This window comes from Aestuariivita boseongensis, assembly GCF_001262635.1.
Taxonomy (GTDB): Bacteria; Pseudomonadota; Alphaproteobacteria; order Rhodobacterales; family Rhodobacteraceae; genus Aestuariivita; species Aestuariivita boseongensis.
On record NZ_JXYH01000010.1, the window covers coordinates 58849 to 76733 of the forward strand.

The window sequence follows — 17885 nt, forward strand, 5'->3', positions numbered from 1 at the left end:
AATCGCCTGTTTCTGTCACAGCTCAGAAGCGATCGCTGATCTGATCAATGCGGGCCTGCGCCATGCGGAATTTGCGGTCGGTTTCGGCGATCCAGCTCAGGATGTTCCGGACTGTCTCAACCGGATGGGCGCGTTGGGAAGAGGCGTCTTTGCGGGTCATCTTGTGTCATCCTTCCGATGTGGGGTTGTTGGCCCCTTGTCTGAGAATGACTTTGCCAAAGGCGATTGATTCGGGCTGTGAACTGGGTCACAGGGCAGAAGAAAACTTGCGGCCTACAGTTCGTCCAGGTCGGCCATCGCGCGTAAGGCGCTGGAATCCAATATTTTTAAACCACCCTTGGCGTTTTCAACGACACCACGCTTTTTCCATGTCGACAGGGTTTTCGACACAGCCTCACGTGTGGCACCGACGAATTCGGCCAAATCCGTCTGGGACATATCCAGCATCGGCTGGTCGGTTTTCTCATGTTCGGTCAGGTGCAGGATCTTCCGCGCCAGACGGCTAGGCATTGGCAGGAAAACCTGTTCGCTCAGCTGCCTGTTCATCCAGCGCATGCGCTGCCCGGCCAGCTTCACCAGATCGACGGCCAGTTCGGGAGCATGCCGCAATTCCCGCAGCAGATCGGCGTTTCTTACGCTTAGCAGATGCGTCTCACCAACCGCCACAGCCGCAGCCGTCCTCAGACTTGGGTCGAAAAGGGCAATCTCTCCGAACATGTCGCCAGGCCGCAGGATATCGAGGGACAGTTTGCGCCCTTCGCGGGACAGCACGCTCAATTCGATCGCGCCTTCCGTCACCGCATAAAGCGTGTCGCCTTCGTCCCCCTGATCGAACAGGGTTTCCCCGTCTTTCAACGTGACCTCGGTCGCCGCGCGTCCCATCAGGTCGCGCAGGTCCTGGGACGCGTTGGAAAGAAATCCAGAATCCGGAAGCATATGACCACCCACCTGACAGAGCTTACAGCCTAACAGGCCCGGCCCCCTGCGCATATGGTGGATTTTCGTACCTGTCCCGCGGTGGCGGTCAGACCCATTTGGCCAGAGGCGGCAGGCTCATCAGCACAGCATTGGCATCGTGGCCGGTTTCCAGCCCGAACTTGGTGCCTCGGTCATAGACAAGGTTGTATTCCGCATAAAGACCGCGATGGATCAACTGAGCATCCTTGTCAGCATCGCTCCATTCCTGAGCCCGACGCTTTTCGATCAGCGGGACAAAAGCTGGCAGGAAGGCGCGACCGATATCCTGGGTCAGCGCAAAATCCGCCTGCCAATCCTGGGTGCAGTAATCGTCCATGAAAATCCCGCCCACACCCCGCGCGCGGCCCCGATGGGGCACAAAGAAGTACTCATCCGCCCATTCCTTCAGCCGCGGGTAATGTGCGGCACCATGGGGGTCGAGATGCGCTTTCTGCGTTGCATGAAAATGGGCCGTATCCTCGTCATATTCGATGCAGGGGTTCAGATCGGACCCGCCGCCGAACCACCACGCATGGGGCGTCCAGAACATGCGTGTGTTCATATGCACCGCCGGGCAATGGGGGTTTTGCATATGGGCAACAAGGCTGATGCCCGAAGCCCAAAACCGCGGATCGTCCTTCATGCCGGGCAGGCCTTTGCGCGCCATCATCGCGGCCTGCGCCCGTTCGCCCAGCGTGCCATAGACGGTCGAGACATTGACGCCCACCTTCTCGAACACGCGCCCGCCGCGCATCACGCTCATCAATCCGCCGCCAGCATCCGACCCATCGTCAGAGTGCCTTTTGGTCTCGGTCACTTCGAAGCGACCCGGGGCCTGATCCGACAGGGGGCCCTTCGAATGGCTGTCTTCCAGCCCTTCAAACGCAGCCACGATGTCATCGCGCAGCCGGCGGAACCAGGCGGCCGCGGTGGCTTTTTCCGTGTCAAAATGGGCCGTCATATCGCTGTCTCCTTCACTTGACACATAGCCTACCCCCCTTGGGAAACAGGGCCAAGACTTAATGCGCGGGTGCGGCGACCGGATCCAGCAAGGTGCGCCCGCCATCCAGGGTCAGGATCTGGCCGGTCATGAAGCCCGACCCTTCGGACGCCAGATACTGCACCGCGTCGGCCAGTTCCCCGGGCGCTGCGATGCGCGCCAAAGGGGTGTGGCGCTCGATATCCTGACGGAACTCTGAATTCTCGCGCAGCGTGCCCTGGAGTGACGCAGACATCACGGATCCGAAGGCAACTGCGTTCACTCGAATGCGCATCGGAGCCAGTGCCACCGCCATCGACCGCGTCAGCTGGTCCAGAGCCGCTGAACTGACCGAATAGGCCAATAGATCCGGATGCGTGCGCCGCGCCGCGATTGAACTGAGATTGATGATCGAACCCACCTGCCCTTCGGTTTCGCCTTCGGCCTGCTTGACCATCCGCTTGGCGACAAGCTGTGTCAGGCGCAAGGCCGGAACCAGGTTCTGGTTCAGAAGGCTGATGACGGAATCATCATCGGGCGACAACGGATCCGACACCGTGACCTGACGCGCGCCATTGACCAGAATATCGACCTGATCGAAGGCGTCGATTGTGGCAGACAGAAGGTTGGCAATCGTCAGCTTTTCCCGCAGATCACCGGCAAAATAGCGGATGTTGCCTTCATCCGCCTTTTCGCCCAGCTGGTCGATTAGGCCTTTCTCGTCGATATCCGCGAACATCACATTCGCGCCCTTCTCGGCAAAGTGACGGCCGATGGCCAACCCGATGCCATTGGCGGCCCCGGTGACGATGGCGGTCTTTCCTGCAATGGAAAAGGACATGTGCGATCTCCTCAGTCTGGGCGGACACTAGCGGCTTTCAGCGCCGCGGGCGAGAGGGGCGTGCGGCGCGGAACAGCTTGAACCGTGCATCGCCTGCCAACTCGTCACCCTCACGAAAGGCAGCGCGCAACGCGGTTTCATAGGGCAGATGGCGGTTTGCCACCATCCAGAGCGTGCCTTGCGGGCTCAGTATCCGGGCGGCTGCTTCAATAAACGCCTGCCCAAGCGACGCATCTGCGGCCCGAGCGGTATGAAAAGGCGGGTTCATCACCACCGTGTCCACGCAACCCGGTGTGCCCCAGTCCCGCGCGTCGGCCCAATGAAACTGCGCACGCGGATCGGGCAGGTTGATCTGTGCGCAGGCCAGCGCGGTGTGATCGGCTTCGACCACATGAAGCTCCTTGACCGATGCCCGCGTCAGCACTTCGGCAGACAGATATCCCCAGCCCGCCCCCAGATCGGCTACACGGGGGCCCAGCTTTTCCGGCAAAACCTCTGCCAACATGCGGGAGGCCGGATCTATCCCATCGGCCGAAAACACGCCGGGAAGGGTCTGAAACCCGTCCACATGCGTGGGCTGCGCCGCCCAGTCGGACAGATCCGCACCGGACGTGAACCAGAAAATTTTCCCATGCGCCTTGGCGATCGGGGCCGAGACATCCGTGCGCTTGCGCAGGTCCTTCAACAGGCTGTCGACGCCATCGGTCTTGGCCCCGTCAATCACCACCAGCCCGGCCACCTGCGCCGCATCGCAGACCAAAGCCCGCGCTTGCGTTTTCGACCGGGGCAATAAAACCACCGCCGCCGCAAACTCGCCATCAAGCGTCGGGCTGCAGTCATAACCGCGCGCAGACCATGCCGCGTAGTCGGGGTAAAAGGGCTGAACGATGGTCACACGGTCTTTCGGGAGAGCCGACAAATCCGCATCGGCGCGTGGATGCAGCACAACGATGCGTCCATCAGGCAGGCTCAAACCGCCCGTTTCAAAAGCCAGCGATAACCGGGGCGACATGGGGGAGGATCAGTCCTCTTTCTCCATCGTGCACTGCAGGGGGTGCTGATGACGGCGGGCGAAATCCATGACCTGGCCCACTTTGGTTTCGGCAATCTCGTGGCTGAAGACACCGACAACGGCCACGCCTTTCTTGTGGACAGTCAGCATGACTTCGAAGGCCTGCGCGTGGGTCATGCCAAAGAACCGCTCAAGCACATGCACCACGAATTCCATCGGGGTATAGTCGTCGTTCAGCAGCAGCACCTTATACAGCGGCGGGCGTTTGGTCTTTGGGCGCACGTCGGTAATGACCGATGTATCGTCATCGGTGCCATTATCGCCTGCCATGATCCAAGGACCTATCGTCATCTGCATCTACCGTGCCAATGTGCTTTCTCTTCCCTGATGGCCTTATATAACGCCTGTGAAAAATTAGAAAAGACATGGGCGAGAGAATCCGGATGCGCACGCTGACCTGCATTGCCTTCGATGCCGATGACACGCTTTGGCACAACGAGAGGTTTTACCGCCTGACGCAGGAGCGGTTCGCAGACCTGTTGCGCGACTATACCGAGGCCGATCACCTGATGGCCCGCCTGCTGGAAGCCGAGAAGCGCAACATCGGGCAGTACGGCTATGGCATCAAAGGTTTTGTCCTGTCGATGATCGAAACCGCCATCGAGGTGACCGAGGAACGCGTGCCCGCCTCGGTAATCGCCGAACTTCTGGCAGCCGGGCAGGACATGCTGCGCCAACCGATCGAGCTGTTGCCCCATGCCGAAGAGGCGGTGAAGGCGGTGGCAGACACCCACCACGTTCTGCTGATCACCAAGGGCGATCTGCTGGATCAGGAACGCAAACTGGCACAATCCGGTCTGGGCGATTTGTTCGATGGGGTCGAGATCGTCTCGGAGAAAACGCCAGATACCTATGCGCGGATTTTCGATGCCCATGCCGATGGCGCGGAACATGCGATGATGGTGGGCAATTCCATGCGATCCGACGTGGTGCCTGTTGTGGAAATCGGCGGCTGGGGCGTATTCGTCCCCCATGGCCTCGAATGGGAGATCGAAGCCGCACCCGCGCCGCAGGAGGCCCCCCGCTTCCACGAGATCGCCGATCTGGGTGCCCTGCCTGAATTGCTGGACCAGATCGGCTGACCGCGCCCCATTTTTGCCACAATTGCCGGTTTAGTAAGTATCTCTGCCCTAAGTACAAAATGTGGACACAGGGCGCCCAGTGCGCCCCTTAAATCATTGCAAGTTCGAACTTTCTTTTGAACGGACCTTATGTTAGCCTTTTCGCATAAGCAGAAAAACGTCAGCTGAAAAATCAGCGGCATTGAGGCAGATAGAGGCATTGATCGTGCAGGTTCGGCGCATTAGCCCGGCCCGTTTAGGGCTATATGTATTCGCAGCAATCTGGATGTGCATTGTTGTCCCACTTAGCGTGGCGGCAGCCCCTTATGCAGCCATGGTGATGGACGCCCGCACCGGCGAAGTGCTGCACTCGCGCAATGCCGATACGCGGCTGCACCCTGCCTCTCTCACCAAGATGATGACGCTTTATATCGCGTTCGAAGCGGTCAAGAATGGCGAGATCAGCCTGGATACGGAAGTGCGCGTCTCGAAGAAAGCCGCCAGCGAACCGCCGTCCAAACTGGGTCTCAGCCCCGGTCAACGTATCAAGCTGCGCTTTCTGATCCGCGCCGCGGCGGTGAAATCGGCCAATGACGCGGCCACCGCGATTGGCGAGGCGATTTCAGGGTCAGAAGCGGCCTTTGCTCGCCGCATGAACGCGACGGCCAAGGCGCTTGGGATGACGCGCACCACATTCAAGAATGCCCACGGTCTCACGGAATCCGGACATCTGTCGACCGCCCGCGACATGACAATCATGGGCCGCCGGCTGCTTTATGATTATCCGCAGTATTACAACCTCTTTTCCCGCCGCACGACACATGCCGGCATCAAAGAGGTCAGCAACACCAACCGTCGCCTGCTGGCAGCCTATCGCGGCGCGGACGGGATCAAAACCGGTTATACCCGCGCGGCCGGGTTCAACCTTGTCGCGTCTGCCCAGCGCGGAAACGAACGGGTGATTGCCACGGTGTTTGGCGGCAAATCCACCACGTCGCGCAACGCCCGCGTCGCCGAATTGCTTGATCTGGGCTTCCGACGCGCGCCCTCTCGCGCGCCTCTACGCAAACCGGCGCCGCCGGTCTATGCGTCGAACCCTGCGGCATCGGACGGTGCGGCAGGCAAAACGATCCGCGTCAGCGGTGCAGTCCAGAAAAGCCTCAGACCGCAGTTGCGGCCGGGTGAAGCGGAGCCGATCCTTGTAGCGGAAGCCATTGTTGAGACCGCCAAGGCCGAAGAGAAGCTGCTGCGCGAGGAGATCGCCGAAGCGCTTGCTGCCGCAAACCCGGAAGCGACAGACAGCAACGACGCGCCCGACGTGATCGAAACGATCCAGACCGCATCGCTTGAGGCCACCATCCGTCCCGAAGCCCGGCCGAAAACCGTGGTGCAAACCGCCACAACCGTCGCGACAGCAGAAAACCTGCCAGACGACACACAAAGGGAAGTGGTCACGCGCCTGTCAACATCGGGCGGTAAGCACTGGGGGATCAATGTGGGGCGCTATACCAGCCGGTACCAGGCCGAGAAGGTCCTGCTGCGCACGGCCCTGGCCGAGATGTCGTCGCTGGACGGAAGTCTGCGCAAGGTGGTCAAAGGCCCCCGCGGTTTTGACGCGAATTTCCACGGCATGACCCGCGAAAGCGCGGACCTTGCCTGCCGCCGGCTGCAGGCGCGCAATGTCAGCTGTTTCATGATCGGGCCCAGCTAAGGCTTGGGTCAGTCCGGCTTGGGGCGGTCGTCCCACTCGTCGCTGAGGATACGCCTGCTGTCGCCTTCGGGGTCGTCATACTGGTTCGACCGGACCGTATAGATAAACGCAGCCAATCCCACCGCCCCAAGGGTCAGCGAGATCGGGATGAGATATCCAAGCACCTCCATCAGGTCACCTCAGCCGCAATGCGTTCAGTGACACCGTAATGGACGAGGTCGACATCGCCAAGGCGGCGATCAGCGGCGTTGCCAGCCCCGCGACGGCCAAAGGCACGGCGATGATGTTATAGACCGTTGCGATCTGAAAATTCTCGCGGATGCGCTTCACGGCACGTTGCGCGACTGTAAGGCTTTCCGGGATCGGCGACAGATCCGTTCCCAGAAGCACGATGTCCGACGCCACCCGCGCTGCATCCAGCGCAGACGCCGGGGAAATGGAGACATGGGCAGCCGCCAAGGCTGCCGTGTCGTTCAGACCATCGCCCACCATAAGCACATGGCGGCCCTGTTCTGCCAACTTGCGCACCCGGTCGGCCTTGTCGGAAGGCAAGGCCTCGGCCACCCATTTGGCGATGCCAAGCCGTTTAGCCAGCCCCTCCACCGCATGCGGCGTGTCGCCTGAGATCAAAAGCACCTCATAGCCAGCAGCAGTCAAAGCGGCCACGGCTTCTTCCGCGCCCGGGCGCAGCGCGTCCGTAAAGCTGAAGGCACGCGGCGCGTCGCCTTCGATGCCCAGCCAGGCGGTGGTGCCCTGCGCCTCTCCCGCGCCGACCCATGCACCGCGGCCCAACCGCACCCGGCGCCCATTCCAGCTGGCTTGCGTGCCGTATCCGGGTACCTCGGCCACGTCTGTCAGCGCTGCTGGGGTGATCCTCGCCTCGCGCGCGGCGGCAGTCAGCGATTTTGAAAGCGGGTGCGACGACACTTCGGCCAGGGCCAGCGCAACTTCCAGTTCGCGCCGCCCATGGTCGGCAAGGTTCGTCAGTTCCGGCGCACCTGCCGTCAGCGTGCCGGTCTTGTCGAAGACGACCGTGTCGACGGCCGCCAGCCGTTCAAGGGCTGTTGCATCCTTGATCAGCATACCTTTGCGGAAAAGACGTCCCGAGGCCGCCGTCGTCACCGCTGGCACCGCAAGACCCAGGGCGCAGGGGCAAGTGATGATCAGAACAGCCGCTGCGATGTTCAGCGCGGTGCGCATGTCCCATGTGAACATATACCAACCCAGAAAGCTGAGCGCCGACAGGATATGCACCCCCGGTGCATAGAGCTTGGCCGCCTTGTCCGCCAGCGAGGTATAGTTCGACCGCCCCGATTCCGCGATGGCCACCAGATCGGTCATGCGGTGAAGCGAGGTATCCTCGCCCACTGCCGTGGCCTCGATCGTCAGGGGGCCGGTCAGGTTGACCTCACCCGCGCTTACCGCCTGCCCTGCCCCGGCAAAAACCGGAACCGTCTCGCCGGTCAAAAGGGACCGGTCCAGTTCGGACTGTCCGTCAACAACGATGCCATCCACCGGCATGCGACCGCCCGGGCGTACAAGAATACGGTCGCCCACACCGAGCGCCGCAACGGGAACTTCCACCTCGGCTCCGTCTTCTTGACGTAAGGCGCGTGGGACTTCCAGCGCCGCCAGTTCCTCTGCTGCCGATCGCGCTGCGGCACGTGTGCGGTGATCCAGATACCGGCCCGCCAGCAGAAAGAAGGTCAGCGCCATGGCTGCATCAAAATAGGCATGATGCCCAGACAGCGCGGTCTCCCAAAGCGAGGTGACCAGCGCCAAAACAATCGCCAGAACGATGGGTACATCCATGTTCAGCTTGCGCACCCTTAACGCGGACCAGGCATTCCTGAAGAAGGGTTGCGCGGAAAAGGCAATCGCCGGCAGGGTGATCGCCGCGGAAATCCAATGGAACATGTCCCGCGTGGCGTCTTCGGCCCCTGACCAGACGGACACCGACAGCAGCATCACGTTCATCGAGGCAAAACCGGCAACCGCAAGCCGCATCAGCAGATCCCGGCCTGCACGGTCCGTCTGCGTTGCCCGCAAAGCGCCCGGATCAAGCTCATGCGCTTCATACCCGCCCGCTTCGAGCAGGGGGATCAGACCGGCGGCCTGTACATCGGCATCGGCGTCGATCATCGCCCGCTTCAGTGTGAGGTTCACGCGGGCCGAATGAACGCCCGGCTGGCTGTTCAGGATGCGTTCGACGTTCGAGATACAGGCCTGGCAGTGGATGCCGGGCAGTGACAGCGCAATGCGGCCGGGTTTGACCGGTTCCTCTACCGGTTGGGCCGGCGCAGCGACGCAGCCGGGACAGGCCGCAGCCGAAGGGGGCATATGCGCGGTCACTTTCGCCTAACCCCGCACGTGAAGGATGACGCGCTGCGTGAATTCCGTTCCGTCGTCGGCGCGGGCGATCAAACGGATATTCCAGTTGCCCTTGTCCAGATCAGCTGGGGCGACATAAGCCTTGCCGTCAAAAACGAACTCCGGCTCCAGATCGTCTTTCACATGGGTTGCACGGCCAAGTGTGGCCTTCAGATCCGCCACTTCGACCGGCGCGCCGGTCTTGTCAGTGAACGACAGGATCACCTGCCCGTCGCGCGCATCCGCACGCACCGACCAGCCCAGCCGAAGCTGAGCATCGCGCTTGGCGTCGAATTGCTGGGAGGCGACATAGGAGTTCTTGACCTCAAGCCCCGGAAAGGTGCTGACCGCGCTGTAGGCCAGCGCCAGGTTCACCGCGATGATCACACCGAAGGCTCCACCAAAGACCATCAAGGCATGTTTGCCGGTAAACTCGCGCGTTGCCATGGTTCAGTTTCCTTTCCCGAAATACGTGGTGTCGGCATAGTTGCGTTCGCCGTTCGACAGGTCCTCGACCCAGAATCTCAGCTCGGTCCGTTCCGCATTCGCGGGATCCGAGCCCGGAGGGGCGATCACATAGACACGCTGGAGCTCGGCCCCCTGCGCATCCAGATCAACGGTTTCATAAGGTGTGCCTTCCAGCTGCAAGCGCAGCTGCGGATGACCTGTGGCAAACAGACGGAACGTGGTGGGCTGGTTCGTCATGTTGCGCAGCCGCACGTCATAGGTGTTGCGGATCGACCCGTCCGACAGCGTGACAAAGACCGGGTTGCGCACGGGTGCGACCGACATGTCGATATGCGACCGCACGAACAGCGCAAAAACCAGACCAATGCCCACCAGAGACCACAACGTGGTGTAAAGGATCGTGCGGGGTCGCAGGATGTGCTTCCAGATGCTGCGCGGTTTTTCACCAGAACGCTCGCGCGGCTCGTCCGACAGCGCCATATAGTCGACCAGACCCCGTGGCTTTCCGATCTTCGCCATGATGTCATCACAGGCGTCGATGCACAGCGCGCAGGTGATGCACTCCATCTGCTGGCCGTCGCGAATGTCGATGCCCATGGGGCACACATTCACACAGGCCATGCAGTCAATGCAGTCGCCCTGCGGCGTGTCCTCGGTGATTTCCTTTGAGTGCTTCCGGGGTTCCCCCCGCCAGGCGCGATAGCCGACGGTGATGGTATCTTCATCCATCATCGCGGCCTGGATACGCGGCCAGGGGCAGGCATAAATGCAGATCTGCTCACGCGCGAAGCCGCCGAAGAAGAAGGTTGTCGCTGTCAGAATGGCCACGGTCGTATAGGCAATCGGATGGGCGTTCAGCGTCACCAGATCCCGCAGCAATGTGGGTGCATCGGCAAAGTAAAAGACCCAGGCCCCACCTGTGGCAAGCGCGATCAGAAGCCAGACAATCCACTTGCTGGTCATCAGGCGGAACTTGCGAAAATCCATGCTCTTTTGGCGATGCAGTCGCAGGCGGGCGTTACGGTCACCTTCGATCCAACGCTCAACCAGAATAAAAAGGTCGGTCCACACAGTTTGCGGGCAGGCATATCCGCACCACACCCGGCCAAAAGCCGAGGTAAACAGAAACAGCCCAAGCCCGGCCATGATCAGAAGCCCGGCGACGAAATAGAACTCGTGCGGCCAGATCTCGATCCAGAAGAAGTAAAACCGCCGGTTCGCCATATCCAGCAGCACCGCCTGATTGGGCAGATCGGGGCCTCGGTCCCAACGGATCCATGGCGTGATATAATAGATGCCAAGCGTCACCGCCATGATGATCCATTTCAGATTTCTGAACGGACCGGATACGCGTTTGGGAAAAATCGGTTCACGCGCCGCGTAAAGGCTTTGCGGCTGTTCCGAGGTATCGGACAAGGGAATCACTCCGAAGGATGCATCATTTGGGATGTGTTTTCTCATCCCCATCCGCTCGCAACTTTGACATGGGTCAAAAAGCGTATCGGTTATTCATCTTTTGACGTTTGGCTTACTATTTTGAACCAAGCGGCACGGCGTTCCGAACCGGATCGCCGTGGCTCCACGACCTGATCACGGCCGTTGTCTGTAAGCGGGGAAAAAGTAGCGCCGGTTTTCCAGGAAACGCGCGAACAGATCGGAAAACCGGCGCTGAAGCCTTGGGGCAAGTCAGGTTGCCCCAAGGTATGTCATCAGGGATGGTTACTCACCACCGCCCAATTGGTGCACATAGGTGGCGACGGCACGGATCTCGGCCTCGCTCAGGCGTGTCTGCCAGGGCGGCATCACACCAAAGCGGGAGTAGGTGACCGTTTCGATCAACGTGTCGTAATCCCCACCATAGAGCCAGATCGCATCAGCAAGGTTGGGCGCACCCTGATAGATGTCGCCTTCGCCAGCTTCGCCATGGCAGGCCGAGCAATTGTCCAGATAGACTTCCTCGCCCGCTGCTGCGGCTGCCGCATCATTCGGCGTGCCACCCGACAGGGTCTGCACGTAATTGACGGCGGCGATGATTTCACCTTCTTCAAGGATGTCACCGAAGGCCGGCATTTCCGAATAATGCGAATCCTGATCCTCTTCGTTCCGGATGCCGTGGCTGATCGTGTAATGAATGGCTTCGATATCGCCGCCCCACAGCCAGTCGTCGTCCAGAAGGTTGGGATAGCCAACCGCACCCGCAGCCCCCGAGCCATGGCACTGCGCGCACCACGTGCGGAACACGGCCTCACCCGCAGATACGGCGTAACCATAAAGCTCGGCGTCATCTCCGATCGCGGCCAGTTCAACACCGGCCAGACGTTCGTTGATACCGGCATTCTTGGCCTCGAACTCGGCGATCTCCTCGGCGACTTCGGCGCGTGTCGAATAGCCCAGCAGGCCAGCCGTTGCCGAGTTCACCAGCGGCCAGGCCGGATAGGCGATCGTATAGCCGATGCCCCATACGATGGTCGCGTAGAAGACCCAGACCCACCATTTGGGAAGTGGATTGTTGAACTCTTCAATCCCATCCCAGGAGTGACCCGTGGTATCTGGATCTTTGTCGTTTTGCACAGGTTTCTTGCTCATGACTGTGCCTCCTTGGATTGAGCGGGTTTATCGGTATTCCGAAAGATCGAATTCGCCGGATCTTCGTAGGCCTTTGTGCTTCCGGGCCGGAAGACCCAGAAAATCACGCCCACAAAGAACAAGAACATCGCCAAAAGGAACCAGCTGTCTGCGAGTTGGCGCAGGAAGGTATAGGTTTCCATGAACTGACCCTCCCTTACCGGCTTGCATCTGGCGTGAAGGTCGAGAAGTCGACCAAAGTGCCCAGCATCTGCATATAGGCGATCAGCGCATCCGCTTCCGAGACACCCGGCTGACCGTCGAAGTTGCGGACATTTACTGTCTCTTCGCCATAGCGTTCCAGCAGCCCGTCAAAATCACTGTCGGGATCCGCCTGCGCCATAAAGTCAGCCTGCGCATTGGCGACCATGTCTTCGGTGTAAGGCACGCCCACAATCGCCTGCGTTGCCATTACGTCGCCGATATATTCGCCGTCGATCAGAGTGCGTTCCAGGAAGCCATATTTCGGCATCACCGATTCCGGCACAACCGACTGCGGATCCCGCAGGTGGTCCACATGCCAATCGTCCGAATACCGGCCGCCCACACGCGCCAGGTCAGGACCTGTCCGCTTGGAGCCCCACTGGAACGGATGGTCATATTTCGACTCCGCCGCCAGCGAGTAGTGGCCATAGCGTTCGACCTCGTCCCGCATGGGGCGGATCATCTGGCTGTGGCAGACATAGCAACCTTCGCGCAGATACACCTCACGGCCCGCCAGTTCGAGCGGGGTGTAGGGGCGCATGCCCTCTACATCCTCGATCGTGTTCTCCAGGTAGAAGAGCGGTGCGATCTGCACGATGCCCCCGATGGTCACAACCAGAAAGCTGAACACCAGAAGGAGCGTCGCGTTGGTCTCAAGGATCTTGTGTTTGTCCAAAAGTGCCATTGGTCCAGGCCCTCCTTATTCGGCCGGGACGGCTGTGGAGAGGCTTTTCTCCTTGGCAGGAGAAGCCTTCACAGTCATCCAGAGGTTGTAGCACATGATGATGGCACCGGCGAGGAACAGGACCCCACCCAGACCGCGCACCACATACATCGGGAACTTGGCGCTGACGGTGTCGGCGAAGCTGTTCACCAGGAAGCCGTTCGCGTCCACTTCACGCCACATCAGGCCTTCCATGATACCGGTCACCCACATCGAAGCGGCGTAAAGCACGATGCCGATGGTGGCGAGCCAGAAGTGCCAGCTGACCATCGTCAGGCTGTAGAGACGCTCGCGTTTCCACAGAACCGGCACCAGGAAGTAGAGCGCACCAAAGGTGATCATCCCGTTCCAGCCCAGCGCACCGGAATGCACGTGACCGATGGTCCAGTCGGTGTAGTGGCTGAGGCTGTTGACCGCGCGGATCGACATCATCGGGCCTTCGAAGGTCGACATGCCGTAAAAGCCAAGCGAGATCACCATCATCCGGATCACCGGATCGGTGCGCAGCTTGTCCCATGCACCCGAAAGGGTCATCAGACCGTTGATCATGCCACCCCAGGAGGGCATCCACAGCACGACCGAGAACACCATGCCCAGCGTCGATGCCCAGTCAGGCAGCGCTGTGTAATGCAGGTGGTGCGGACCAGCCCAGATATAAAGGAAGATCAGCGCCCAGAAGTGAATGATCGACAGCTTGTAGCTGAAGACGGGGCGTTCGGCCTGTTTCGGGATGAAGTAATACATCATGCCCAGAAAGCCTGCGGTCAGGAAGAAGCCCACAGCGTTGTGGCCATACCACCACTGCACCATGGCATCCTGCACACCGGCCCAGACGATCACGGATTTCGACCCCCAGATGCTGACCGGGATGGTCAGGTTGTTGACCACGTGCAGCATGGCGACCGTGACGATGAACGACAGAAGGAACCAGTTGGCCACATAGATATGCGGCTCTTTTCGCTTGATGATCGTGCCCAGGAACACCGCCAGATAGGCGACCCAGACGATGGTCAACCACAGGTCAACATACCATTCCGGTTCAGCGTATTCCTTGGATTGCGTGCCGCCCAGCAGATATCCGGTTGCCGCCAGCACGATGAAAAGCTGGTAACCCCAGAACACGAACCACGCGAGGTTGCCGCCCCAAAGGCGCGCTGCCGACGTGCGTTGCACGATATAAAGCGAGGACGCGATCAGCGCGTTGCCGCCAAAGGCAAAGATCACCGCAGATGTGTGCAGCGGGCGCAGGCGTCCGAAATTGGCATAGCCTTGAGCCCATTCGAAATTCAGCGCTGGAAACGCCAGTTGGAAGGCGATGATCACGCCCACCAGGAACCCAGCGATGCCCCAGAAGCACGTTGCAATAACGCCCGCGCGAATGACGCCGTCGTTATATTCTCCCGACAGATCCGCCACCGCTTCGGGTTCATCTGTCTGGCGCAATGTCCACAAAAACAGACCACCGGCCACAACCATGATCAGGATCATGTGGACCTGGTAAGCCAAATCACGTGCGAATGAGGCCCCCATCATGGCGAACAATACCACGAGGCCAAGCACGATCAGCTTGATATAATTCAACATTTTTCGTCCCTTCGTCGTGTCCGCGCGATTCGAGTGCCGCGTCGGACGGATTAGACTGATCGTTTGATCGCCGATGCCCCCTGTAAAAACCTTGATCTGAATCAAGCATTTCATCGGTAACTTTTGACGCGCATCAACGAAGGGCGCCTGCGGTGGGGCCTAGAGTTTTTTTCGGAAAGAGCCATCCAAGTGAGGGAGACGTGGACACATGGCCTATAAATCAATCTTGACCATCATCACCGACGCGGCGGTCGCGGAAAGCCCGCTGGCCCATGCCACGGCTCTGGCCGCCGCGCAGGACGCCCATGTCGAAGCGATGTGCCTGGGTGTGGATCGCACACAGACCGGGTATTATTATGCAGGTGCCAACGCACTGATTTTGCAGGAAACCCTGACACGTGCTCACAAAGAAGCGGATGAGCTTCTTGAATTGACCAAGGGCATTCTGTCGAAAAGCAGTGTGCGTTGGGCGGCCGATACCGGCGTGGCGCCCTTTGCCGATCTGGCCCGCCATGTGGCGCTTCACGCGCGGTTCTCGGATCTGGTGATCCTGCCCAAACCCTATGGCGAGAATCGCGGCGCCGAACTGGAACCCGTGGTGGAAGCTGCGCTTTTTGACGCAGACGCCCCGGTTCTGGTGGTGCCCGACGACGCGCAGCCCAATCCGACGCCGGAACAAATCATCGTCGCTTGGAACCAAAGCAAAGAGGCGCTTTCGGCAATACGCGCCGCGATGCCTTTCCTGAAACAGGCGAAACTGGTGCGGATCGTTGTAGTCGACCCCCCGGCGCATGGGCCCGAACGATCCGATCCCGGCGGATTGCTCAGCCAGATGCTGGCGCGGCACGACATCACGTGCGAGATCGACGTTGTGTCGAAAACCCTGCCTCGGGTGTCAGATGTGCTGAACCGTCACGTGACGGACAAGAACGCCGACATGATCGTGATGGGTGCTTATGGCCATTCCCGGTTCCGCGAAGCCATCTTGGGCGGGGCCACACGCAACATGCTGGAACAGGCCAGCGTTCCCGTTTTGATGGCCCACTGATCGGACGTCACAGAAACGAAAAAGGCCCCCGATAGAAGCGGGGGCCTTTTTTTTCGGTTTGACGTGATCAGTTCAGCATGCCGCCGTCACTGTCATCGCCCGCTTCCTCAAGAAGCCGGTCCATATCCGGCACAGTTACGTGGCGTTTGCCTTCCAGAAGAATAACCTTGTCCTTTTTCAGCGCCGAGATCTGGCGACTGACCGTTTCAAGGGTCAGACCAAGGTAATCCGCCATCGCCTCGCGGGTAAGAGGCAGGTCAAAGACCACCTGGCTGTTTCCGGTCTGCATATTCAGCGTGACATCGCGCCGGGCAATGATGGCCAGAAGGCTTGCGATCTTTTCCCGCGCTGTCTTGCGGCCCAGAACAAGCATCCACTCGCGGGCGGCATCCAGCTCGTCCAGAGTCATTTCCAGCAGCCGGTGCGCCACGTGGGGCGTGTCATTCATCAACTCTTCGAATGGCTTTTTGCGGAAACAGCACATCACCAGATCGGTGGTCGCGACCACATCATAGGCTGCGCCATCGCGGCCCGGACGGCCAACGAAATCCGATGGCAGCAACAGGCCGACCATTTGCGTCCGACCATCTTCCATCGTCTGCGTAAGCGATGCGATGCCCGATACGACCGAGCCGACAAAATCCATCTTGTCGCCAGACCACATGACGGTCTGACCGGCCTCAAAGCTTCGATAATATTTGATTTCTTCCAGACGCTCGAGCTCATCGGATTCACACCGGGCACAGACAGCCCTGTGTCGAATAGGGCAGTCCGAGCACTCCTGAGAAAAGGATTGGGTAAGGTTCATGCGCGCTTCCAAACTTGATCTGGGTCAAGGCCCCCGCCCCTCACCACATCTTAAGAGTATTATCATGAAACTGATTTCGCAATTGGCCAAGTTCGGTCTATTTGACGCGCGTGTGCCCAGGTACACGAGCTATCCGACCGCACCGCATTTCGATGATCGTGTGGGTCCTGGTCACTTTGTGGACTGGATCGGCCAGATCCCCGAAGGCGGACAAATCTCGCTTTACGTGCATGTGCCGTTCTGTCGGCGCCTGTGCTGGTTCTGCGCCTGCCGCACGCAGGGCACGCAATCAGATGAACCCGTTGCGGCCTATCTGGAAACGCTCAAGCAGGAACTCGCACTGTTGAAAACGGTGCTTCCAGCTGGCGTCAGCCTTTCGCGGCTGCACTGGGGCGGCGGGACGCCCACGCTTCTGAAACCCGAAATGATGAGCGAGTTGGCCCAAGCCATCGCCGATGTGGCGCCTTTCGCGGAAGGCTATGAATTCTCGGTCGAGATTGATCCGAACGAGATTGACGAGGCACGCGTCGACGCGCTGGCCGCGGCAGGGATGAACCGCGCGTCCATCGGGGTGCAGGATTTCAATGCCGACATTCAGCAAACCATCGGCCGAATCCAAAGCTTTGACGTGACCAAGGCCGCGGCTGACATGCTGCGCGCGCGGGGCATTCGCAGCCTCAACGCAGATATCCTGTTCGGCCTGCCCAGCCAGTCGAAAGAACGGATGACGGAAAGCGTGCAGAAACTTCTCTCGCTGAACCCCGACCGCGTGGCGCTTTATGGCTATGCCCATGTCCCCTGGATGGCGCGGCGCCAGACGATGATCCCGTCTGATGAACTGCCAACCCCGGAAGAACGTCTTGCCCTGTTTGACACGGCACGAAGGCTGTTCATGTGGGACGGGTATCGGGAAATCGGGATTGATCACTTCGCCCGTCCAGATGACGGGCTGAGCACTGCATTGGATGCCGGCAAACTGCGGCGTAATTTCCAAGGATATACCGACGATACATCCGACGTGCTGATCGGCGTAGGAGCGTCGTCCATCTCGAAATTCCCGCAAGGCTTTGCGCAGAACGCGCCTTCAACCGGCAAACATACCGGAGAAATCCGGGCCGGTCAGTTTTCGGTCTCACGTGGGCATGTGTTCCAGGGCGACGACCTGATGCGTGCACGCCTGATCGAAGCGCTGATGTGCGATTTCCGGATCAACACCGCCGAAATCACCGACCGCTTCGGTGTATCGCGCGCAGAGGTCACTGATCTGTTCCAGAAAGCTGAAACAGCCTTTCCCGGCATGATCGAATTGACCGAAGACGGTTTGTTCGTCCCACAGGAGGCGCGGCCCCTGACGCGCATGATCGCGCGCGTGTTCGATGCCTACGATCTAAGTAAGGCGGGCCATTCCTCGGCCATTTGAACCTGGCGGGTGT

Annotated in this window: 19 protein-coding genes; 4 read left to right on the forward strand and 15 right to left on the reverse strand. The window is 59.9% G+C overall.

Features of this window, described 5'->3' with window-relative positions; genetic code table 11:
* Positions 1–22: 22 nt before the first annotated feature.
* From TR61_RS19855 to clpS, 6 genes are all read right to left on the reverse strand, one after another.
* The gene (locus TR61_RS19855) at positions 23–160 is read right to left on the reverse strand and encodes a hypothetical protein (RefSeq protein ID WP_157440830.1); all 138 of its coding nucleotides are present in this window, start codon (positions 158–160) and stop codon (positions 23–25) included.
* A gap of 113 nt (positions 161–273) precedes the next feature.
* On the reverse strand, positions 274–936 hold the full coding sequence (locus TR61_RS06125) for a Crp/Fnr family transcriptional regulator (protein ID WP_050929032.1): 663 nt from the start codon (positions 934–936) through the stop codon (positions 274–276).
* Positions 937–1024: 88 nt separating this feature from the next.
* Positions 1025–1918: an oxygen-dependent coproporphyrinogen oxidase gene (gene hemF / locus TR61_RS06130; protein ID WP_050929033.1), complete on the reverse strand. Its 894-nt coding sequence runs from the start codon at positions 1916–1918 to the stop codon at positions 1025–1027.
* A gap of 58 nt (positions 1919–1976) precedes the next feature.
* Positions 1977–2777, reverse strand: a complete 801-nt coding sequence (locus TR61_RS06135) for an SDR family NAD(P)-dependent oxidoreductase (protein WP_050929034.1) — start codon at positions 2775–2777, stop codon at positions 1977–1979.
* 37 nt (positions 2778–2814) lie between these two features.
* A complete protein-coding gene (locus TR61_RS06140) occupies positions 2815–3789 on the reverse strand; it encodes a class I SAM-dependent methyltransferase (RefSeq protein ID WP_050929035.1) in 975 nt (324 codons plus the stop codon).
* 9 nt (positions 3790–3798) lie between these two features.
* Positions 3799–4119, reverse strand: coding sequence for an ATP-dependent Clp protease adapter ClpS (gene clpS, locus TR61_RS06145; RefSeq protein WP_245626830.1), 321 nt, complete (start codon positions 4117–4119; stop codon positions 3799–3801).
* A 95-nt stretch (positions 4120–4214) separates the two neighbouring features.
* Between clpS and TR61_RS06150 the strand changes: the two genes are divergently transcribed.
* Both TR61_RS06150 and TR61_RS06155 read left to right on the forward strand, forming a co-directional pair.
* Entirely contained in the window at positions 4215–4931 is a 717-nt protein-coding gene (locus TR61_RS06150) for an HAD family hydrolase (protein WP_245626829.1), read from the forward strand.
* A gap of 265 nt (positions 4932–5196) precedes the next feature.
* Positions 5197–6621: a serine hydrolase gene (locus tag TR61_RS06155; protein WP_082181864.1), complete on the forward strand. Its 1425-nt coding sequence runs from the start codon at positions 5197–5199 to the stop codon at positions 6619–6621.
* Between the two features lie 8 nt (positions 6622–6629).
* Here TR61_RS06155 and ccoS read toward each other — a convergent pair whose 3' ends face one another.
* The 8 genes from ccoS to ccoN all read right to left on the reverse strand — a co-directional run bounded on the left by ccoS (position 6630) and on the right by ccoN (position 14596).
* On the reverse strand, positions 6630–6791 hold the full coding sequence (gene ccoS, locus TR61_RS06160; protein ID WP_050929038.1) for a cbb3-type cytochrome oxidase assembly protein CcoS: 162 nt from the start codon (positions 6789–6791) through the stop codon (positions 6630–6632).
* 4 nt (positions 6792–6795) lie between these two features.
* Entirely contained in the window at positions 6796–8973 is a 2178-nt protein-coding gene (locus tag TR61_RS06165) for a heavy metal translocating P-type ATPase (RefSeq protein WP_050929039.1), read from the reverse strand.
* A 6-nt stretch (positions 8974–8979) separates the two neighbouring features.
* The gene (locus TR61_RS06170) at positions 8980–9438 is read right to left on the reverse strand and encodes a FixH family protein (protein ID WP_050929040.1); all 459 of its coding nucleotides are present in this window, start codon (positions 9436–9438) and stop codon (positions 8980–8982) included.
* 3 nt (positions 9439–9441) lie between these two features.
* On the reverse strand, positions 9442–10875 hold the full coding sequence (gene ccoG / locus TR61_RS06175; protein WP_050929067.1) for a cytochrome c oxidase accessory protein CcoG: 1434 nt from the start codon (positions 10873–10875) through the stop codon (positions 9442–9444).
* Between the two features lie 303 nt (positions 10876–11178).
* The gene (ccoP, locus tag TR61_RS06180) at positions 11179–12045 is read right to left on the reverse strand and encodes a cytochrome-c oxidase, cbb3-type subunit III (RefSeq protein ID WP_050929041.1); all 867 of its coding nucleotides are present in this window, start codon (positions 12043–12045) and stop codon (positions 11179–11181) included.
* Positions 12042–12227, reverse strand: coding sequence for a CcoQ/FixQ family Cbb3-type cytochrome c oxidase assembly chaperone (locus TR61_RS06185; protein WP_050929042.1), 186 nt, complete (start codon positions 12225–12227; stop codon positions 12042–12044). The genes ccoP and TR61_RS06185 overlap by 4 nt, the downstream gene beginning before the upstream one ends.
* Positions 12228–12241: 14 nt before the next feature.
* Entirely contained in the window at positions 12242–12973 is a 732-nt protein-coding gene (gene ccoO, locus TR61_RS06190) for a cytochrome-c oxidase, cbb3-type subunit II (RefSeq protein ID WP_050929043.1), read from the reverse strand.
* A 15-nt stretch (positions 12974–12988) separates the two neighbouring features.
* The gene (gene ccoN / locus TR61_RS06195; protein ID WP_050929068.1) at positions 12989–14596 is read right to left on the reverse strand and encodes a cytochrome-c oxidase, cbb3-type subunit I; all 1608 of its coding nucleotides are present in this window, start codon (positions 14594–14596) and stop codon (positions 12989–12991) included.
* Positions 14597–14804: 208 nt separating this feature from the next.
* On the opposite strand from ccoN, the gene TR61_RS06200 reads away from it, so the two are divergent.
* Positions 14805–15644, forward strand: coding sequence for a universal stress protein (locus tag TR61_RS06200; protein WP_050929044.1), 840 nt, complete (start codon positions 14805–14807; stop codon positions 15642–15644).
* A 67-nt stretch (positions 15645–15711) separates the two neighbouring features.
* Here TR61_RS06200 and fnrL read toward each other — a convergent pair whose 3' ends face one another.
* On the reverse strand, positions 15712–16452 hold the full coding sequence (gene fnrL / locus TR61_RS06205) for a transcriptional regulator FnrL (RefSeq protein WP_050929045.1): 741 nt from the start codon (positions 16450–16452) through the stop codon (positions 15712–15714).
* A 64-nt stretch (positions 16453–16516) separates the two neighbouring features.
* Between fnrL and hemN the strand changes: the two genes are divergently transcribed.
* A complete protein-coding gene (hemN, locus tag TR61_RS06210) occupies positions 16517–17872 on the forward strand; it encodes an oxygen-independent coproporphyrinogen III oxidase (protein ID WP_050929046.1) in 1356 nt (451 codons plus the stop codon).
* The last annotated feature ends 13 nt before the right edge of the window (positions 17873–17885 follow it).